Here is a 19,461-nt window from a genome sequence, read left to right on the forward strand (position 1 = left end):
CGATCATGGCAGAGTCGAATACGAATAATCCCAACATGGGCGAGACCGCAAACAACGGCCAGAGCACCCAGAACATTCAGGGCAACCGCGGCAAGTACCATCTGCCCGCAGGCTATGAGCATTGCGCGAAGCTGCGTCCCGTCGCCGAGGCGGCCACGGCGCTCGACCGGGTCAAGGCCATCGTCGACATCCTGTACTCGCCGGGTGGCTGTCCGTGGGATGGCAAGCAGACGAACCGGAGCCTCCTCAAGCATCTGCTCGAGGAGACCTATGAGTACATCGACGCCGTGGAAACGAACGATCGTGACAACATGCGCGAGGAACTCGGCGACGTGCTGCTCCAGTCCGTGTTCCAGGCACGCGTATGCGAGACCGATGCCAAGGATCCATTCGATATCGACGAGGTGGCTGACCGACTGGTGGCCAAGCTCATCACCCGCCATCCGCACGTGTTTGTGCCGGACGATGGCAACGATGACGACGATGATGTGGCAAATGTGTCGAATGCCGACACGTCCGTCACCGGGGAGCGTGCCCCGGAGACCCCGGAGGAGACGCTGGCCCTCTGGGAGCGCGTCAAGCAGCGGGAGAAGCATCGCAAATCCGTGCTCGACGGCATCTCGCATACGCAGGGCGCGTTCCTGCGTGCCGCGAAGGTGGTTTCCCGTGTGTCCAAATCCCCGGATGCCGACGAACTGTTCAAGGCGTTCGAGCATGAGGAATGCATGCTTCCTGCGGCATCTGCGGTTTCCGGCACTGAGACCACACCACGTGACGGTGCCTCCGATGATGTTCGGTATGCCGATGAGATCCTTGATGTCATTCGTCGTGCGCAGAGTGCTGGAGTGGATGTGGAATCCGCATTGCGGAACCGATTGCGGATGGTGGAAGCCGAGATCGGCAAGCGAGAGGATGTGTTGCGTTCATCCCGTTCCTGACATTGATGCCGACGGTGGCCCGTATCCGTTACCATGTGTCATGAGGAGAACGGAAAGCAGGACGCTTGCGGGTGGGGCGGGCGAGCCATTTCCAGATATTCGGATACAAAAAAAGGAGCCATCATATGCAGTCGACCATCGATCAGATTCTGTTATGGTATGGTGACTTGCCATCGGGTGTGCAGACCGGCATCACCGTCGTGGTGGGTGCCGTTGTGGCGATGATCGTGTTCAAGATCGTCATTCGTTTCCTGACCGGTATTCTTACCGCGGTCATCGCAGCCGCGCTTTCGTTCCTGCTCACTACCGTGCCGGGGCATGCATTACTGCAAACCGGCGTGGATCAGGTGAAGCAGCGTGTGGATACGTCAATCAGTGAACAACAGCGGGGCGATTTCATTGGAGGCGCATCATTCTTAGCGTTTTCTGAACGTATTTAGCATAATCTTACTTACACTGGAACCGAGTGGTACTGGGGAGAGCGAATTATGCGGGTGTTTGATTTTGACGGCACGATCTACGACGGTGAAAGCCTGTTCGACCTGTATCTGTTCAGCGCCCGCTATGATCCCAAGGTGTTCCGCCATATCGCACCCGTATTGCGATACGCCATCAAATACAAGCTTGGTCGCGCCACTCTTGAACAGATGGAACGCGGCGTAGGCAAAGTCGCCAAAGGCTATCTCAAGGATCTAGCCGGCTCCCGGAGAATCGACGGCATTCGGATGAATCCGCTGCTGCACGCGGAAAATGCGGGCCTGGGGGACGATGTGCTGGCAAGTGACGCGTCCACGATCGAACGGGAGTCGCTCACTGGCGGACTGAGGTCGCTGGTCAGTGCGTTCTGGGACCGCAACATGCATCGCATCAAGCCGTGGTATGTGCCTCGCCCGGATGACGTGATTCTCACCGCGTCGTTTGATGTGACCGTGGGGGAGGCCTGCCGTCGTCTGGGCGTTGGTCGTCTGATCGCGTCGACCATCAATCCCGCCACGCTGGAGGTCACCTACCTCAATTTCAATACGAACAAGCCGAAGCGTCTGCGTGAAGTGCTGGGCGCGGATGCGGTAATTGACGAGTTCTACACCGACAGCAAATTCGACCAGCCCATGATCGACATGGCCCGCAAGGGGTTCATGGTCAAGGGAAACCTGATCACTCGCGTCAAATAACGACAGGCATCGTGGCCATGACGCTATATCTCTATCGGATGGAATCCTGATCACAGATACGTATTCCAGCCGAGCTTGACGGCAAGCGTCACACCGGCGAGCACGGCTGCGGCGCGCATGATGTTCGCGGGAATGCGACGGGTGATCGGCGGGGCGATGTAGCTGCCGATGAAACATCCGGCACACAGTGCGATCGCGAACGGCCAGTTGACCGAACCGCGCACGATGAACATCGCCGACGCGGTAATGTTTGCGCCGAATCCGATCACGGTCTTCAGTGCGTTGATCTCATGGAATCGTCCGATATGGCCCAGATCGAGCATCGCCAGGGCAAGCGTTCCCGCGCCTGCGCCGAAATAGCCGCTGTAGATGCCGACGAAGCTGACGCCCAGCCACATCCACCGTGGATCCTTATGTACATCGTCCTTGGGCCTGTCCAGTTCGCGTTGGATGGATTCCCTCGCCTGCACGGACTGCGGACCAAGCGCACGGCCTACCGAGTCCCGGGCATGTGCCCGTTCCTTCGGGTTGAGCGCGATGATCAGCGCACTGAACAGGATCAATGGCGGAACCAGATATTCGAACACAACCGCGGGAAGCTCGAGTAGCAGCATTCCACCGGCCACGCCGCCGACGATGCCGATGCATGCGTAGATGATTACGCGTGTGCGATGGCCATGCAGTTCCTTGCGTGCGGAAAGACAACCGCCAACGCCGGTTCCCATCACGCCCACGGTGTTCGTGGTGTTCGCCAGCACCGGAGGCACACCGATGGCCAGCAGTGCCGGATAGGAGACCAGAGAGGACGCGCCCACCGCATAGCCGACAAACCCCGCCCCGATGCCAGCGACGAGCACGAGTATCAGGGTGACGGCGGATGTTCCTGCGATGGTCATGACAGCCTCCAACGCGATCTCAAGGGTGTTAGGATTCCGTTAGGATATTTGCGAGCATACCCATGACGCCCACGGTGGTAACTACTGATGATCAGATCGTGGACTGCCCACAGGCAGGCGGGGACACGCATTCATCAAACGATTGACATCATGCGGTTTTGAGGCGGTATGATCGGATATGACAACCACTACGCGTCGGGTCGGATTACGGTCCTCCGGCGTTCTCACAACACGACGGGAGTCCCACTATGAGCACACAATCCGGCAGGAAACTCGCCATCGTCACCGGTAGCGCACTGGGTCTGGGCTACGAGCTGGCCCGGCAGTTGATCGACAAGGGCTGGTTCGTGGCTGGCATCGATTTCAACGAGGAACGACAGATCGAATTATCTCGCCAGTTCCCGGCCGACACCTACCGAGGATTCGTGGGGGACGTGTCGGATGAGCTGTTCGTGAAGGCGTCCGTAGCGGAAATCGCGAAGATCGGTCACATCGATCTGCTGATCAACAACGCCGGTCAGCCCTCGTTCAAGAAGCCGACGGCGTATGAGGCCGCCGACGTGGACAAATGCCTCAAAGGTCTTAAGGGCATGATCCTGTGGAGCGTGGAGACCCTCAAGGCCACCGGCGAACAGGATCTCAAGATCGCCAACGTAATGAGCACCGCCGCGACGCGCGGCAACGCGAACGAATCCGTGTACTGCGCCACCAAGTGGGGGGAGAAGGGATATACGCAAAGCCTCAAGGTGGCATACAAAGGGTCCAGCGTGAAGGTCGTAGGCGTCTATCCCGGCGGAATTGACACGGACTTCTACCGGGACAGCCACGACTACGTTTCGCTGGAGAAGCAGCATTCGTTCATGAACGCCGCGGAACTGGCCGAAGTGATCCTGTTCAATCTTGTCAACGACGCGAATCTGACCGTCTCCGACATTCTGATCGAACGCAATTACCGATAATGATTTACCGATAGTGACGCCGGCGGCCGCGGTGCCGGCTATCGTTGGGCGGCCTGCCGTCCAACGATAGCCGGCTGTCGATCACGCCCACGATCATGCCGACAAGCGCGGGGCAGAGCCATCCGAGCTGGGCGTCGGCAAAGGGCAGCAACGCCAGCGTGGTGTCCAGCCATGGCAGTGAGCCTCCGAACACGGCGACCAGACTCGACACGCAGTGCAGGGCTGCGGCGATCCCCGTCAGCAGCACCGTCCAGAAATACACACGCGGGAACCGCGACGAGAACACACGATCGATCATCGACAGCGCCACCAGTACGATGGCGATCGGATACAAGGCCGACAGCACCGGCACCGACACCTTGATGATCATGCTCAGACCGGCGTTCGACACCACGAAGCTGAACACCGTGAACACCGCGCCCCAACGGCGATAGTTCATGCGACGGCCGGCCACGACGGGGAAGTGGTTCTGGAAATACGTGCCGCAGGTGGAGATCAGACCGGTGCATACGTTGAGACAGGCGATGATGAACACCAGACCGACGAATGCGGTGCCGAACGGGCCGAACATGGCGGACGTCAGATTCGTCAGCACCGTCGCTCCCGTGTCATGCGAGGGGTCGATCGAGGCAATCGACCCGGACACCGCACCCATATAGGCCAGTACGCCGTAGATCACGATGAGCAGCAGACCGGTGCCCACGCCGGCGAGCGCGGTCTCGCGGCGTACCTGCGATTCGTCGTCCACACCCATCGATCGCACGTTCGCCGAGATCACGATGCCGAAGTACAGGGCAGCGAGGAGATCCATCGTCTGGTATCCATCGAGGAATCCGCGTGCCATCTGGCCGTTGGCGTAGTCGCCCATGGGGGCGGCGAATCCGCCCGGATGCCGTATCACGCAGAAGACGAACAGGATAGCGATCAGGATGAGCAGCAGCGGGCCCATGAACTTGCCCAGTGTCTTCGACAGTTTCTCCGGATGCTGGGAAAGCAGGTACGACACCGCGAAGAACACCAGAGAATACGCGAACTGCGTGAGATCGGTCGGCAGCGTGGGCGTGAACGGTACGATCGCCATTTCGAATGATGTGGTCGCCGTGCGGGGGATCGCGAAGCACGGTCCGATGGTCAGGATGATCGCCAGACCCAGAATGAGTGCGAATCGGTTCGACACGCGGTTCGCCAGCCGTTCGAATCCGCCGGCGAACGACACCGCCACCACGCCGAGGATGGGCAGACCCACCGCCGACACGATGAATCCGATCGAGGCGAGCATCGTACGGTCACCGGCCTGTGCTCCCACGAACGGGGGGAATATCAGGTTGCCGGCTCCAAAGAACATGGAGAAGAACGTGAACGTGGCTAGTATGCGGTTGCGCCCGTTCAATGCCGTGGCGCCCGTTGTCGCGTTCCGTGTGTCCGTCATGAGGACGATCCTCCCGTGGTGGTTGAGTGGTTTCGAAAAAATACTCAACGCATTGTGATGGAATCGTCCCGATTCGTCAAATCGGCAGGGTCATTCGGCGATGATGACGTCGTCGGTCGGCGGGTCCAGATCGATCACGTCGTCGCACCAGTCGGCGGCCAGTTCCTCGTCATGCGTGACGACGACCACGATCCTGCCATCGCGTTTCAGCCGTTGCAGCAGCAGCCCCACCTGACGCATGTGGAAACGGTCGAGTCCGCTGGTCGGCTCGTCGAGCACGATCAGCTCCTTGCCGCACATGAGCGCCGATGCGATGGCCGTGCGTTGCTTCTCCCCGCCCGACAGGCTCATTGGATGCCGCTCGGCGAGGGCGTCGAGATCCAGATCGTGCAGGATGCGGTCACAACGCTTGCGTGCCGTGGCGTCGTCACCGGCCGTCTCGGCGAAACCGAGCATGACCTCCTCCCGCACACTGTCGGCGAACAGCTGATAGTTCACATCCTGCATCACCAGAAACGCCTTGGCCGTCAGCGTGTGCGCCTTCACCGGTTTCCCGTTCCACAGGATGCTGCCGCAGATCGGACGGAGCAGACCGCACAGGGTACGTACCAGCGTGCTTTTTCCGGTGCCGTTGGCGCCCATCAGCGCCGTAACCCGTCCGGCTCGCAGCGCCAGATCGGGGACGTCACGAAGGAATTCGCCGCGTGACGAGCGACGGTTGGTGCGGACAAGCGTCCCGAGCCCGCGTCTCCTGCCGTACCCGATGCGCAGCATGCGTGTGCGCAGGACGGGGGTGGTGCCGGCGCCCTCCGCTTCGGGGTCTTCGGTGCCATCACCCATGCCGTTGCCGGTGCCCTCCAACCGCGTTTGTGGTCGTTGACGCTTCGCCTCCACGATGGTCCGGTATCGGCACAGATCCAAGGCGCGCAGGCCCATGCTGGCGATCGTCTCTGGTGAAAGTGCAAGGAAGTCGTGTGCGGGATAGTCGCCGATCACACGTCCCTGTTCGAATACGACGAATCGATCGGCGATATCGCGACACCATGCCAGACGGTGTTCGGCGATCAGTACGGTCGTGCCGGACCGCTTGAGTCGTGCGATCATGTCATGCAGTTCGTCGATCGAGCGGGCGTCGAGATTACTGGTCGGCTCATCCAGCACCATGACCGGTGGATGCAGCATCGTGGCGACCACCACGGCAAGACGCTGTTTCTGCCCGCCGGACAGACGGAACACACTGCGGTTGAGCAGTTGTTCGATGCCGAACCGGTGCACCGTGTCGGCCATGCGACGCCGGATCTCATCGGAGGGCATGCCCATGTTCTCGCACGGGAATGCAAGCTCCGACGTGGCATCGGCGTTGAAGTACTGGGTCTTGGGGTTTTGGAACACGCTGCCGACCAGCGGCGTGAATGCGTCGATCGGAGCACCCGCGCCCAATCCCGCCGTATGATGTTCGCCGGTCAGTGATCCCGAGAAGAACGTGGGGATCAGTCCGTTGACCAGACGGGTGTAGGAGGTCTTTCCGCAGCCGCTGCGACCGCACAGCATTACGCATTCGCCGGGGGAGACGTGCAGTGAGACGTCGTGCAGGGCGTTGCTGGCTGCGACTGTGTCAGCGGTGCTTGCACCACCATAACGGAAGGTGACATGTTCGGTTTCGATGATGCCGTCGGTCATAGTACTCCTGCGATGTCAAGCGCGACCGGCGCGGCGCATACGGCCATGGCAAGCCAGTCGACCGGTCTCATGCGGATTTCGGTCAGCGACGTATGGGTTCCGGAACGTCCCAGCCCCTTGGTCAGTGCGGCGACGGACAGGTCCTGGGCCACATTGTTCGCGTTCATGAGCAGCGGAACGAGCACATACTCCAACGACTGCATCGGATGACGGACGAGCGCGAACCTGCCGACGGCAATGCCCCGCAATGCCATGGCGGCGCGGATCTGCCGATAGTCCTGGAGGATCGTGGGAAAGAAGCGGATCACCACCATGCACGGGATCACGATCGCCTCCGGCACGTGCATGCGTCGCATCGCGCACACGAACTCGCTGGCGCGCGTGGTGGCGAACGCATACGCGCCGGTGATGAAGCACGGCAGCATCATCCGCAATCCCACCGCCACCAGCGCCAGACCATGCAGCCAGGGATTCGTCGAATCAGCCGGCACCAGATAGCTGACGGCCACCAGCATCGCATAGAAGAGTCCAAGCCGTAGCGTCATGCGCCATCGCCCGGCGGCCAGCATGGGCATCAGCACCAATGCCACCAGCATGATCTCGGTATGCGTATGCACATGGAAGAAAAGCAGAAGATTCGCCAGCAGCAGCATGAACAGCTTGGCGCGCGGATCCAATGCGAGGGGATTCGCCGTCGTCGGTGTCATCGGTCAGACGATTCCGGCCTTGACGAAATGCCTGCGGAGCACGCGCTGACCGAACCAGCCGCCGACCAGCGCACACACGACGATGGCGATCATGGCGATCGCGAACGTGCCCATGTTGATGTGCGAGAACACGCCGTCGATGTAGGCGGCATCCTTGCCGCGGGCCTGAAGGCTGGCCACGTAGGCGTCCTTCATGAACCACAGCGGCAGGATCGGCCCGGTGAGACCGTACGAGAACACCACGTAGCTGGCCAGCAGGCCGGTGCGGCTTCTGTACGAGCCGGCGCGGGCGATCAGATCGGCGATCACGGGAAAGACGATGCTGGCGATGAACGACAGGACGAAATGCCCGGAGACGAACAGGAACAGGCCGATCACGGCGCCCATCACCGTGATCGCGCCGAATTTGCGCACCTTGGTCGCGAGCAGCATGTACACGCAGCCGGAGATGAGTGCGGCGATGGCGGGGAGAAAGATCGAGGCGAACCCGACGAACGCCACTGTGCTGATCAGCGTGGCAACCGCCACCAACACGAAGTACAGTGCCGTGAACACACCGATCGTGATGAGATCCGGCACGGACAGTCTTGCCGCCTTCGCTGCCATCGTCGTGTTGCCAGCCGAATCGACGGATGCGGTCGTGATGTTCGTGTCGTTGCCCTGATGCGTCATGATCCTCGTTCCCGTTGACTGTCCCCAATGTGTGACCGTCACCAATGTAACGGGGAACGTCCGATTGCACAATAGTTTTTCACGGACATTTCCGAGGCATGCGAAGACTGAACGTCGTTTGTCCGCCGTCTGGCCGGAACATGAATTCTTGGTCAACCCTGCGATTGCGTGGGTGTCGCGGGTGCCCATCGACTAGCGTGAAGAGAACATTCGAGATTCTCGACGAAGTGAATGGAGGAACGGCAAGTATGGGAATGCCGTTGGATTTGTATGTGATCCGCCACGGGGAATCCGAGGCGAACGTGATCGTCAAGGCCGGGGAACAGGGCGACAACTCCCTGTACACGCAGGACAACGTGACGGTGCCCGACCGTTCGTGGAGGCTCACCTCCACCGGTCGCAAGCAGGCGGATTGCATAGGACGCTGGCTGGTCTCCCAGCAGCCCCTGTTCGATCGGTATCTGGTCTCGCCGTATGTGCGTACACGCGAGACGGCGGCTACGATGGCGCTGCCCAAGGCCAAGTGGGAGGAGACCCGCGTGCTGCGCGAACGTTCCTGGGGTGAGATCAACACCATCACCCAGGATGAGTTCCGTACGAACTACTCGCGCAACTGGATGTTCAAGCGCACCGATCCGCTCTACTGGCGTCCGCCGGCAGGCGAGTCCATCGCCGACGTGGCGGAGGACCGCGTGCACAATCTGCTCACCTCGCTCAACCGCCGTGCCGAGGCGGAATCCGTGGTGGCGGTGACCCACGGCGACTTCATGCTCGCGCTGATGCTCACCTTGGAGGACATCTCCGACGAGGAGTTCCTTCGCCGTACGTCCGATGACGCATGGACGATCACCAACTGCACCTGCCTGCATTACTCACGTCGCGATCCCAGCACCGGCCGCACCTCGCAGCGAGTGCGCTGGGAGCAGACCGCTCGTCCCGTGTTCAACGAGGAGACGGGACGCTGGGAGGTGAAGGTGGAGCCGTGGCGTGAATTCCAGCGCCCGCTGCTCAGCAACGGCGATCTGGTGGACGTGGTCCACGCCGTGGATCACCACCTCGACCAATACGCCAAGTAGGTCGCATCGCCTTGACCGACATGGCGTTATGAGTTATGAGTTCTGACCAACATGGCGGAGGCGATATCGACGGCTGAACAATGACCGTCGATATCGCCTCCGCCGTTGTGATCGTTGTGATATGGCCGTTGCCTGCTTGGCGGCGATCCGCGTCAGCGATCCGTGTTGCGGTACAGTGTCCCTCCATCCTCGTCGGTGATCGTCACCCGAGGCGTGCCGGACACGTCAAGATCCACCGTGAGCGCATGCGTGCCGTCGGCGGAGACGGAACGATACGTGTAATGCTCGTTCGTCAGCGTCAGCGTCTCCGTACGCGCCTCGACCAGCCAGGGGTTCCGACGGCGCAATCCGATCAGATCCTGATGCGCGCGGTAGATCGGCGCACCCAGCGGGGACAGTTCGTCGGGGGAGTGCGGGAATGCCGGGCGGATCTCGTCATCACCGCCCAGCCGTTCCTCCTTGATGCCCGTATACCCCTGCTCGTCGCCGTAATAGATGCTGGGTACGCCACCGACCGTCATCAGTATGGCCAGCGCAAGCACCGCCTTGTCTGCGCCGATTCTGCTGGCGATACGCGTTACATCGTGGTTGCCAATGAACGTCTGCGGCACGAATGCGTCAAGGAATCCGTTATGGCGGTGCAGCGTCCAATCCAGTTCGAAGAAGTTCCTGGTCTGCAGACTCGACCACACGGCCTTCCACAACTCGTATTCGGTCACCGAGTCCATCGTCGACTCGGTCACGATCCGCGCATAGTCGCCGTGAATCACCTCGCCGAAGATCCATGAATACGGATGGGACTGCTTCACCTGCGGCAGCACCTTCGTCCAGAACGACGGATCCGTGGCGTACGCGGCATCAAGACGCCATCCGGACGTCCCTCGATCCAGCCAGTGGTTCATCACCGTCGTCACATAGGCCGCCGTCACGGGAGATGAGTGATCCAGATCAACCAGACGATCATGCCCCTCGAACACCGCAAGGGTGGGCTGCCCGTCCGGGCCGGGCGTCGTGCGGACCAATCCCGCCCACGGGCTGGCGGAATCCCCCTCCAATGCGGCGCGCACGGCGGGATGATCGCGTCCTACATGGTTGAACACGCCGTCGAGCACCAACTGCAGTCCCTTGTTCCGGCAGGCTTCGGCGAGTCTATCGAACGCCTGATCGCCGCCAAGCCGCACATCCACATGCATATGGTCCAACGTGTCATAACCGTGCGACGAGGATTCGAAGATCGGGCCGAGCAGCAGTCCCGACACACCAAGATCGCGGGCATAGTCCAGCCAGTCGATCAGTGCGTCGAGGCCCCGGCCGCGGAATGTACGCTCGCCGGTTGGACGGATCTCCGCCCCGACGAACCCCAGCGGATAGATGTGCCACCAGATGCCGTACCGCACCCAGTCCGGCATCGGATGCGTCGGCAGAGGACAATGCAACGGCGAACGCCCATCGTCATCATATGATTGCGTATCGTGTACTGCGCCGTTCGCATCGTGCGTGTGGTTTGTCGCGTGATCTGTCGTGGGATCCATATGATTCGCAGCGGCCATGGGAAGCCTCCTGTTCCATGCTGTGAAGTGACGTCCCGTCCCCTTCATATATAGTGGTTCGACACACTGCATGAACGCAACCGATACCGCGTGTCACGGTGGACTCGCCGGCGAACACGACCGTTCATGATCCGATATAATCGCCTCGGTTTGATCGACAGAGGGCCACGTTGCATACGCGACTCCGAGACTGGCGGGAGCGACAATGACGGACAGGGTTCTGCACGCGAATGATGGGTCCCGTGGCATTTCGCCATCACTGGCCCGCCTGATGCTGCTGACGAATGCCGCCGTATGGGGCTCCGGTTACACGATTCTCAAATTCATCCAGACGACCGTGCCCACACAGTGGATGATGACGTTCCGACTGGGGGCGGCGGCCATACTGATGGGTCTGATCTTCCTGCCGAAACTTCGGAAGATCGACCTGCGACGACTGATCGTGCCCGGCCTGATCCTGGCGATCACCTACTGGCTGGGATTCATGTTCCAGCTCGCCGGACTCAAGACCATCGCCCCGGGGCGTAACTCGTTCCTCACCGACACCTACTGCGTGATGGTCCCGTTCCTCATCTGGGCGATCACCCGTCGCAGGCCGAACTGGCAGCATATGGCGGCCGCATTCGTCTGCATCATCGGCATCGGATTCGTATCCCTGAGCGAGGGGGCGGCATCCGGACTGCTGTCCGTCAGCTTCGGAGACGCGGTGACGATCGTGGGCGCGTTCTTCTTCGCCGCGAATCTGGTCGCGGTGGGATTCATGGCCAAGAAATTCGATCCCGTGGCGCTGATGTTCATGGAATTCGTGTTCACCACGCTGCTGTTCCTCGGCGGCGCGATCCTGACCGAATCCTCGCCGGAACCGTCATGGGCCAGCTGGAAGATCATCGCCGGACTGGCCTATCTGGTCATCGGCTCGACGATCATCGCACAGATCTTCCAGACCGTAGCCATCCGATACGTGCCAACCTCGCAGGCGTCGATCATCCTCAGCACGGAAAGCCTGTTCGGCGTGCTCGTCTCCGTCATCTTCTACGGAGAACGACTGACCGTGGCCGTGATCATCGGATTCGCGCTGATCTTCTGTGCGATTCTGCTGTCCGAACTGCACCTGCCGAAGCGCAAACGGCGCAAATCCGACGACGATACGGATGCGAGCGCGAGCGCCGACGGGATCAGTGCGCCGGGCCCTGATCCCATCCGGCGATAAGAAATACGCGAGTCGGATTCGCCGGACGAGTGATCGCGTCAAACATGCCGGCAAATCCCGACAGGTCTCCGTTGTAGGCGCGCAGTTTCGCATCCCGATAGCGCTCGCGGGTCACCGGCTCCCAGTCAAGATCCCAGCCGGCGGAATGCGCCAGACGGGATACGAAGATGCGCAACGTCATCGCATTGCCATAGGGGAAGGGGTGTAGGTATCCCAGTTCGTCATAGAAGTGGGCGAGTTTCGTCACAAAGACCGGACGGTCAAGGCATTTGAGATCACGTGCCTCGGCCAGCTCCGAGGTGATGTTCGCGGCCCCGGTCTCCAGCAGGGCCGCCGGGAAGAACGCCGCTGGACTGGCACCGAGACCGCCGGCGGATGTCGAACTTGTCGTGTCATGCGTGCGGATACCTCCGGCGTCCGACCGCACTCCGCCGAACAGCGTGCCGTGAATGGACCGGAGCTCGCCCAGACCCCCGCCGGATGCCGGTCGTGCGGCGAACAGGACGATCCGTGCGAACACGGCGTCTCCCAGATCCTGGATGCTCTGCGTGTTTCCGGGATCGGCCTGTGCTGCGTCGGACGGCGAGCATGCCGTCACGAACTCGTCAAGGTGGATCCTGCCCGATTCGTAGTCCCGGGCTGCTTGCATGGCGGCCCTGCTGATCGTCATCGATTCCAGGGCACAGTTCTTCGCGGCGAATGCCACCGCGCTCATTCGTTCTGCTGGCAACATAGTTCGATGATAGCCCGCCTTCACCATGAAGCGCTGCGGAACCGCGGACAACCGCGGACGAAGGCGGGCTATCATCAGCCGGCCAGACCGGCGTTGACCTTCAATGTGAGCACGCGCAACGCTGCCTGATCCACCTGCTGGGCGAAGGAGGGATCGGACTGGGCCTTCTGCACCAGACCGGTGAGGATCGGACGCACATACTCATTCGCCCCGATGCAGATCAGATCGCCTCCCGCCGACACGAACCGCACGCCAAGCTCATTGGTTGGAATGGATCCAAGCGCCGCCGCCGACATGGAATCCGAGGTGACCACGCCCTGATAGCCCAGCGTGCCGCGCAGATAGTCGTTGAGGATCTTCGAGGAGAACGCCGCCGGCTCCTCCGGATCGATCTGCGAATAGGTCGCCAGCGACATCATCACCATGTCGGGATTGGACTGCAGCGCCTGATGGAAACCTTCGATCTGGCCGCTGTTCAGGGTGGTGGTCGTGTCGGTGATGCCCGAATCGGTGAAATCCGTATTGCCGGTCACGCCGCCAAGACCGGGGAAGTGCTTGACCGAGCTCATCACACCCGCGTCACGCATGCCATTGACGAACGCGGCCGCATGCTGACCATTGCCGGACGCATCGAGGCCGAAATCACGGTTGAGCGCTCCGATGGGCGCGTTTTGGGATCGGCTTTGCGTCTGCACGGTGCCGGCCACCGGAGCCAGATCCACGTTCACGCCAGCGGATTTGAGCTGTGACCCCCATGTCTTTGCCGCTGCGCGCAGATCCTCCACGCTCATCTGCCCCTGCTTCACCGCGGAGGGCATGGTGTCGAACCCGGCACCGGTCAGGTGCTGGACCTGGCCGCCCTCCTGATCCGCGCAGATCAGCAGGCCGATGCCGTCCGACGTGTATCCCTGCAGCGTCGAGGATACCTGTGCCACAGCGGTGGTGCCGTTCTTCCAGTTGCCCAGCAATAGCACCGATCCCACATGGTTCTTCTGCACCAGGCTTTGCACGTCCGATGCCCTGTTGCCGGCGAAGAGCGGCACCATTATCAGCTGCCCGACCTTCTGTTCCAGACTCATGCCGGACAGCAGTTGCTTCGCCTTGTCCTGCGCATTGGGAGCCGGGGCCTCGGTCTTGGTTTCGTTGTCGGCGTTCGGGGAGTCGCTGTCATTGTTCTGGCCGTCATTCAGTGCGGTCTTGGTGGTGGCCGGTGCCGATGCTGCCGGGGTGGGGTCGGCGCCACTGGCGAACAGTGGCATGGAGCATCCCGCCGTGGCGAAGAGCAGGGAGACGGTGGTCGCAAGGACGGCGGTTCGGCGGATGAGTACGGACAGGGATCGCTGATGCGTCATATGTTCCTTGATAGCACGTTCCGGCTCCAAAGGGCGTCTTGTGATTTCTTGCAGTCACGGGTGCTACCCTGTATGACGGTGATTCCGCATGACACCTGTTCCGGGTTGGGGTGGTGTGCCGGTCGTCCCGCCGGACTCGTTCACGGGTCGCGGACTCTGATGGCATGCCGGTATGGGAATCACTATGATGAGTGACCGCATATGGCAACGGACGAGTGAGGTGAGATATGGCGACATCCAACAACGAACGGCGACGCAGGGCGCACGCGTTTCGTCTCAACGTATTTGCAATGATCGTCTCCTTCCTGCGTCTGTTCGACAAGCCGACTCGCGTGCTGATCGTATCCTGCGTGGTGTTCGTCACGGCGTCGCTGTGCGTGATCGTGCCCAAGGGGTCTGCCGCGTTCATGAACGATCAATCCCAGTCTGTGGTGGCCGCGGATTCGAAGGAATCCTCGACGACGGTCGAGAATGGTTCCTCGACGGGATCCTCGACCAAGCGAGCCTCCGCGGTACCGGCAGCGTCAAGCGCCACCGCCACATCCTCCGACCCGTCCTGGATGCTCCCCAGCGGGGGCGACTACGTCGATCTCACCAAAGTGGATGATCTCAACATCCGCGTATCGATCGCCGACCAGAAGGTCTATATCCGCAGTGGTGATAGGGTCGTCTATACGATGATCTGCTCCACGGGCATGGACGGTTCCACGCCCACCGGCAGTTACAACGTGCAGAACCGCGGCGAGGACTTCTTCAACGGTGAGGAGAACATGGGCGCCCGATACTGGGTGTCATGGGCCAACTACGGCGAGTATCTCTTCCACACCGTACCCACCGACAGCAACGGCGAGTACATCGTCTCCGAGGCGGAGAAACTCGGCGTTCCGGCATCGCACGGATGCGTGAGACTGACCGTCGCCGATGCGAAGTGGCTGTATGAGCAGCTGCCCGACAATACGCCCGTGCTCATCGAATAGACGATGCCGAAGGCGATGTCGACTGGAACGGATCGCATCGTCGCCCCCGATGATTTCGCCGTGAACGAAATCCGTCGTCGGCCAATGGCGCAAGCGTTTTCGCAGTCGGTTTTCCATGTTTTCCCACTCGTTTACCGGTCTACGGTAAGGTGGATGCATGTCTTTATTTGATATGTTTGGTTTCCCCGACCCCTTCGACCCCCGCAACGGTCGACGTGGATCACGAGGACGGGACGATGATGATCCCACGATCCTCAATGTGACCGTCGACGGTGACGAGAGCCACGAGGAACATCGCGGCTCCTCCGGTCCCGGGCGAGGCAACGTCCCCCCGAACTTTCCCCGCATCCCGCGTGCGGCGTCAGGCGGCTCCCCGACGGGCATGAGCCGTGGCAACAAGATCTTCATCGGCGTGGTGGTGGCCCTGCTGGTCGTCGTCGGCCTTGTCTTCGGACTGTCGCAATTCATCACCGAGGTCATGTGGTACACGCAGCTGGGCTTCTCCAGCGTGATCTGGACCACCTACGGTGTCCGTATCGGCCTGTGGGTGGCGTATGCGATCCTCGTGGCATTGGTGGCCTATGTGTCCGCGTTGCTCGCCATCCGCACGCGCCCGGATTTTGAGGACGGCAGCAAGATCCGAGTCCGGGATGGTGTGATGGAGATCGAGCCCGGCGTCGGCTCCAAGCTGGCCCGACGCGTCGCGTTCATCATCTCCCTGCTGGTCGGTCTGGTGTTCGGTGCCCAATTTAACGCCAACTGGGCCGAGGTGCTCCTGCTGTTCCATAACCAGTCGTTCGGCTCCACGGACCCGCAGTTCGGTCTGGACACCGGATTCTACGTGTTCGTCCTGCCCGGTCTCAAACTCGTGGTCATGGCAGTGTTCACGCTGCTCGCCATGGGTCTGGTATTCTCCGTCATCACGCATGTGCTCATGGGTGGCATCCGCCTGACCATGCCGACGCAGGGCCGTTCCATCTTCGACATGACCAAGCGTGCCCGTCGACAGATCGGCATCTGGCTGATCCTGTTCTTCCTCGCCTGGGCAGCCCGCATGGGCCTTGGCGTGTTCTCCACGCTTACCGAACAGGGTGATCGCATCACCGGCGCGGCCTACGCCTCGGTGCACGCCACCATCCCTGTCACCATCGTCATGTCCGTACTCATCGCGCTGCTCGGCGTGGTGCTCGGCGTGTGGATCATGCTCACCAAGTCGCTGAGCAACGCCACACCCGCCACATCCGCCGGCGAGGCGCTCAGGGCATGGCGCACTCCCGTGGTCGCCGTTGCCGTCGTGGTCGTCGCCTCCATGCTGCTCACCGTCGTCTACCCGGTGCTGCTGCAGCGTTTCAAGGTGAACCCGAACGCGCAGGAGCTGGAATCCACATACATCCAGCGCAACATCGACGCCACCACCAAGGCGTATGGACTGGGCAACATCAAGGTGGAGAAGTACGACGCCACCACCGCCGGCGAATCCGGCGCACTGGCGTCCGATGCCGAATCCACCGCGCAGATCCGACTGCTTGATCCGCAGGTCGTCTCCCCGACGTTCAAGCAGCTGCAGCAGTCCAAGCAGTACTACACCTTCGCCGACACGCTTGCGGTGGACAAGTACGAGATCGACGGCGTGAGCCAGGACACGGTCATCGGCGTACGTGACATCAACCTCGCCGGCAACGACAACCGCAACTGGGTGAACGACCACACCGTCTACACGCACGGCTACGGTGTCGTCGCCGCCTACGGCAACAAGGTCACCGCCGACGGCCAGCCCGAGTTCTTCGAATACGGCGTGCCCACCCAGGGCAAGCTCACCGAATCCCAGCACTACGAACCGCGCATCTACTTCTCGCCGAACTCTCCCGACTACTCGATCGTGGGAGCCCCCAAGGGCACGGCCTCATGGGAGTTCGACTACCCGACGGGATCCCAGGGAGCGACCACGACGTTCACGGGCGAGGGCGGTCCGCGCATCGGCAACCTGTTCACGCGCATCCTGTACGCGATCCGCTTCGGTTCGGACCAGATCCTGTTCTCCGACCGAGTGAACAACGAATCGCAGATCCTCTACGATCGTGATCCGCAGACCCGCGTGGCCAAGGTGGCCCCCTACCTCACGCTCGACGGTCGCGTCTACCCGGCCGTCGTGGACGGTCGCGTCAAGTGGATCGTCGATGGCTACACCACCTCCGACGCCTACCCCTACTCGCAGAAAACCGATCTGGGCGCGGCCACCGCCGACTCCCTGACCGAAACGTCCAACACCGTCAAGGGACTCGGCTCCCAGGAGGCCAACTACATCCGCAACTCGGTCAAGGCCGTGGTCGACGCCTATGACGGTTCGGTCAGCCTGTACGCGTGGGATACCGAAGATCCGGTACTCAAGGCATGGGAGAGCATCTTCCCCAACCAGTACAAGCCGATCTCCGAGATCAGCGGCGATCTGATGAGCCACATGCGCTACCCGGAGAGCCTGTTCAAGGTGCAGCGCTCGCTGCTGGCCCAGTATCACGTCACGAGCGCCAACCAATTCTTCTCGGGCGAGGACTTCTGGCAGACGCCCACCGACCCGACCGAGCCGAAGAAGGATCAGGACGCCGGCATCAAGCAGCCCCCGTACTACCTGACCATGCAGACTCCGGGAACCAAGGAGCCCACGTTCTCGCTCACCTCCACCTACATTCCTGCCGGCTCGTCCACCAGGGAGATCCTCACCGGATTCCTGTCCGTCGACTCGGATGCAGGCAACGAGAAGGGCGTGATCGGCAAGAACTATGGCACGCTGAGGCTGCTGGAACTGCCGAAGAACACCAACGTACCGGGTCCTGGACAGGCGCAGAACAACTTCAACGCCAACGCCGACGTGTCCAAGGAACTCAACCTGCTCGAATCCGGTTCCACCAATGTGGAGCGTGGCAACCTGCTCACCCTGCCTCTCGGTGGCGGACTCGTCTACGTGCAGCCGGTGTATGTCAAGTCGAGCGGTTCCACCAGCTACCCGCTGCTGAAGAAGGTGCTCGTGGCGTTCGGTGATCAGGTCGGATTCGCCGACACCCTCGATGAGGCGCTGGACCAGGTGTTCGGCGGTGATTCGGGTGCCGCGGCGGGCGACGCATCCAAGGGAACCTCCTCGACTCCTGCCTCCGGACAGCAGAACGGCACCACGGATTCCGGCAAGTCCGACACATCCGGCACCGCCGGTGACCAGTCGTCCGGCACGACCACGATGTCCCCCGAGCTCCAGCAGGCGCTCAAGGACGCCGGTCAGGCCCTGCAGGATTCCGACACCGCCATGAAGAACGGTGACTGGAGCGCCTACGGCGAGGCCCAGAAGAAGCTGCAGGACTCCCTGAACAAGGCCATGCAGCTGTCCGGCCAGTGATGATGACCGGAATGTGATGCGGTCCTGAGCGGCCGCACCGCTTCGAACATCGGCGAGGGGCCCGTGCCACGATACGGTACGGGCCCCTCGCCGTGTTTTCCGGCACCGGTATACACTATTGCCGTGCAGTTATTGAATGAGACCTATTCCACTACGTATTCCCATGGTCGGACCATCGTGATCCGCGACGCCGTGGACGATGATCTGAGCGATATCACCCGCATCTACAACATGGCGGTCGTCGTCGGCGGCAGCACCGCCGATCTCACCCCGCGTAATCTCGACCAGCGGCGTGAATGGGTGTACTCGCACAATCCACGCAACCAGTATCCGGTCGTCGTCATCGAGGTCGATGGCAAGGTCGCCGGATTCGCGTCACTGTCGAAATACCATGCCCGCGCGGGATACTCCGATATCACCGAATTCAGCTACTACGTGGACAAGGCGTATGCACGGCAGGGGCTCGGCACCATGCTGGTCGACTGGCTGGTCAAGGCGGCGACCCGCATCGGGTTCCGCATCGCCGTATGCGTGGTGTTCGCCGACAACGTCGGCTCCACCGCGCTCATGCACAAGTTCGGTTTCGAACGCTATGGGTACCTGCCTGCCGCATGCTGCAACGGCACGCGTCTGCTCGACGTGGCGTACTGGTACAGGAATCTTGACACACACGCCGACGACAACGCGGCGGACTCGACCGAAGACACGACCGACGGCAACTGACA

General features: G+C 61.4%; 17 protein-coding genes. 9 read left to right on the forward strand and 8 right to left on the reverse strand.

Annotated elements, in window-relative coordinates; genetic code table 11:
* The first annotated feature begins 35 nt into the window (after positions 1 to 35).
* The 3 genes from BTIS_RS06045 (at position 36) to BTIS_RS06055 (ending at position 2,110) form a co-directional block, all read left to right on the forward strand.
* Positions 36 to 938 (forward strand): nucleoside triphosphate pyrophosphohydrolase, encoded by a 903-nt coding sequence (locus BTIS_RS06045; protein ID WP_094663764.1) that lies wholly within the window; start codon positions 36 to 38, stop codon positions 936 to 938.
* A gap of 125 nt (positions 939 to 1,063) precedes the next feature.
* A complete protein-coding gene (locus BTIS_RS06050) occupies positions 1,064 to 1,378 on the forward strand; it encodes a hypothetical protein (RefSeq protein WP_094663618.1) in 315 nt (104 codons plus the stop codon).
* Positions 1,379 to 1,426: 48 nt separating this feature from the next.
* Positions 1,427 to 2,110, forward strand: a complete 684-nt coding sequence (locus BTIS_RS06055) for an HAD family hydrolase (protein ID WP_094663620.1) — start codon at positions 1,427 to 1,429, stop codon at positions 2,108 to 2,110.
* 50 nt (positions 2,111 to 2,160) lie between these two features.
* Here the strand turns inward: BTIS_RS06055 and BTIS_RS06060 are convergent, their stop codons facing one another.
* Entirely contained in the window at positions 2,161 to 3,006 is an 846-nt protein-coding gene (locus tag BTIS_RS06060; RefSeq protein ID WP_094663622.1) for a sulfite exporter TauE/SafE family protein, read from the reverse strand.
* A 248-nt stretch (positions 3,007 to 3,254) separates the two neighbouring features.
* Between BTIS_RS06060 and BTIS_RS06065 the strand changes: the two genes are divergently transcribed.
* Positions 3,255 to 3,965 (forward strand): SDR family oxidoreductase, encoded by a 711-nt coding sequence (locus BTIS_RS06065; protein WP_094663624.1) that lies wholly within the window; start codon positions 3,255 to 3,257, stop codon positions 3,963 to 3,965.
* A 4-nt stretch (positions 3,966 to 3,969) separates the two neighbouring features.
* Here the strand turns inward: BTIS_RS06065 and brnQ are convergent, their stop codons facing one another.
* From brnQ to BTIS_RS06085, 4 genes are all read right to left on the reverse strand, one after another.
* Positions 3,970 to 5,394 (reverse strand): branched-chain amino acid transport system II carrier protein, encoded by a 1,425-nt coding sequence (brnQ, locus tag BTIS_RS06070; protein WP_094663626.1) that lies wholly within the window; start codon positions 5,392 to 5,394, stop codon positions 3,970 to 3,972.
* A 90-nt stretch (positions 5,395 to 5,484) separates the two neighbouring features.
* On the reverse strand, positions 5,485 to 7,074 hold the full coding sequence (locus BTIS_RS06075) for an ABC transporter ATP-binding protein (RefSeq protein WP_094663628.1): 1,590 nt from the start codon (positions 7,072 to 7,074) through the stop codon (positions 5,485 to 5,487).
* Positions 7,071 to 7,781, reverse strand: a complete 711-nt coding sequence (locus BTIS_RS06080; RefSeq protein WP_094663630.1) for an energy-coupling factor transporter transmembrane component T — start codon at positions 7,779 to 7,781, stop codon at positions 7,071 to 7,073. Before BTIS_RS06080 ends, BTIS_RS06075 begins: the two co-directional genes overlap by 4 nt.
* Before the next feature lie 3 nt (positions 7,782 to 7,784).
* Entirely contained in the window at positions 7,785 to 8,387 is a 603-nt protein-coding gene (locus tag BTIS_RS06085; RefSeq protein WP_094663766.1) for an MptD family putative ECF transporter S component, read from the reverse strand.
* 314 nt (positions 8,388 to 8,701) lie between these two features.
* Between BTIS_RS06085 and BTIS_RS06090 the strand changes: the two genes are divergently transcribed.
* Entirely contained in the window at positions 8,702 to 9,529 is an 828-nt protein-coding gene (locus BTIS_RS06090; RefSeq protein ID WP_094663631.1) for a histidine phosphatase family protein, read from the forward strand.
* A 152-nt stretch (positions 9,530 to 9,681) separates the two neighbouring features.
* Here the strand turns inward: BTIS_RS06090 and BTIS_RS06095 are convergent, their stop codons facing one another.
* Positions 9,682 to 10,938 carry an alpha-amylase family protein gene (locus BTIS_RS06095; RefSeq protein ID WP_094663768.1) on the reverse strand — a complete coding sequence of 419 codons (1,257 nt, stop codon included), beginning with the start codon at positions 10,936 to 10,938 and terminating at the stop codon, positions 9,682 to 9,684.
* 346 nt (positions 10,939 to 11,284) lie between these two features.
* On the opposite strand from BTIS_RS06095, the gene BTIS_RS06100 reads away from it, so the two are divergent.
* Entirely contained in the window at positions 11,285 to 12,289 is a 1,005-nt protein-coding gene (locus tag BTIS_RS06100; RefSeq protein ID WP_094663633.1) for a DMT family transporter, read from the forward strand.
* On the opposite strand, the gene BTIS_RS06105 is transcribed toward BTIS_RS06100, so the two are convergent.
* Complete coding sequence (locus BTIS_RS06105; protein WP_181160767.1) at positions 12,255 to 12,959, reverse strand: Fic/DOC family protein; 705 nt, start codon at positions 12,957 to 12,959, stop codon at positions 12,255 to 12,257. The two genes, BTIS_RS06100 and BTIS_RS06105, sit on opposite strands and share 35 nt — an antisense overlap.
* Positions 12,960 to 13,096: 137 nt before the next feature.
* Positions 13,097 to 14,374, reverse strand: a complete 1,278-nt coding sequence (locus BTIS_RS06110) for a glycoside hydrolase family 3 N-terminal domain-containing protein (protein ID WP_245819334.1) — start codon at positions 14,372 to 14,374, stop codon at positions 13,097 to 13,099.
* A 227-nt stretch (positions 14,375 to 14,601) separates the two neighbouring features.
* Between BTIS_RS06110 and BTIS_RS06115 the strand changes: the two genes are divergently transcribed.
* From BTIS_RS06115 to BTIS_RS06125, 3 genes are all read left to right on the forward strand, one after another.
* Entirely contained in the window at positions 14,602 to 15,351 is a 750-nt protein-coding gene (locus BTIS_RS06115; RefSeq protein ID WP_094663637.1) for a L,D-transpeptidase, read from the forward strand.
* Between the two features lie 157 nt (positions 15,352 to 15,508).
* Positions 15,509 to 18,736, forward strand: coding sequence for a UPF0182 family membrane protein (locus tag BTIS_RS06120; RefSeq protein ID WP_094663639.1), 3,228 nt, complete (start codon positions 15,509 to 15,511; stop codon positions 18,734 to 18,736).
* A gap of 177 nt (positions 18,737 to 18,913) precedes the next feature.
* The gene (locus BTIS_RS06125; protein WP_275542044.1) at positions 18,914 to 19,459 is read left to right on the forward strand and encodes a GNAT family N-acetyltransferase; all 546 of its coding nucleotides are present in this window, start codon (positions 18,914 to 18,916) and stop codon (positions 19,457 to 19,459) included.
* The last annotated feature ends 2 nt before the right edge of the window (positions 19,460 to 19,461 follow it).

This window comes from Bifidobacterium tissieri (genome assembly GCF_002259645.1).
Classification (GTDB): Bacteria; Actinomycetota; Actinomycetes; order Actinomycetales; family Bifidobacteriaceae; genus Galliscardovia; species Galliscardovia tissieri.